The following is a 582-nucleotide window of genomic DNA, read 5'->3' as shown; positions in this document are numbered from 1 at the left end:
GTGCATCAGCGTCGCCTGGGCCACGGTGGCCAGGCCCGCCGTGCCGTAGACGAGCCGGGGCATCAGCTCCAGGCCGCTCAGCGCCACCACCAGCGCGAAGAGCCCCAGGCTGAAGCCGGCCACGCCGGCGGGGAAGGGCGACACAGGCAGCGCCAGCATCTGGAGCCCGAACACCAGCGCCACGTCCACCACCGACTGGACGATGCTCAACTGCCGCGTCACCGGCCGGAAGCGCAGGGCGAACAGCAGCGCCACCACGCCCCCGTAGCAGAGCAGCAGCGGGGGGTAGTGGGCCCAGTCCCGGGCGCCGGTCAGCCACAGGCCCAGGCTCACGGTGAAGAACACCCCCGTGCCCATCAGTCGCACCGCCGCCCCCGCGCCCAGCACGCGCTGGCGCTGGGCGCTCACCACCCGCGCGAGCTCGTTCTCAAAGGCGACGGGGAGGGAAGTGTCCATGCGACACGTCCGTTTTCCCTGCTTCTTCCCCTCGCGGCAAGTTCACGGCCGCGCGTCTTTCGCGACCCCCGGCCGCCCCTTAAGGGAAGAAGCCGGCGGGAGGGGGCTGGCGGGGGCCCCTGGCTC

General features: G+C 72.7%; 1 pseudogene. It reads right to left on the bottom strand.

Going from position 1 to position 582, the window contains the following annotated elements:
• Positions 1–456: pseudogene (locus tag D7Y13_RS42070) on the bottom strand (sensor histidine kinase); the annotation flags it as partial.
• Positions 457–582: the final 126 nt, after the last annotated feature.

This window comes from Corallococcus praedator (genome assembly GCF_003612125.1).
Lineage (GTDB): Bacteria > Myxococcota > Myxococcia > Myxococcales > Myxococcaceae > Corallococcus > Corallococcus praedator.
The sequence above is the reverse complement of the archived record's forward strand: the minus strand, read 5'-3'. Positions and strand labels throughout refer to the sequence as shown.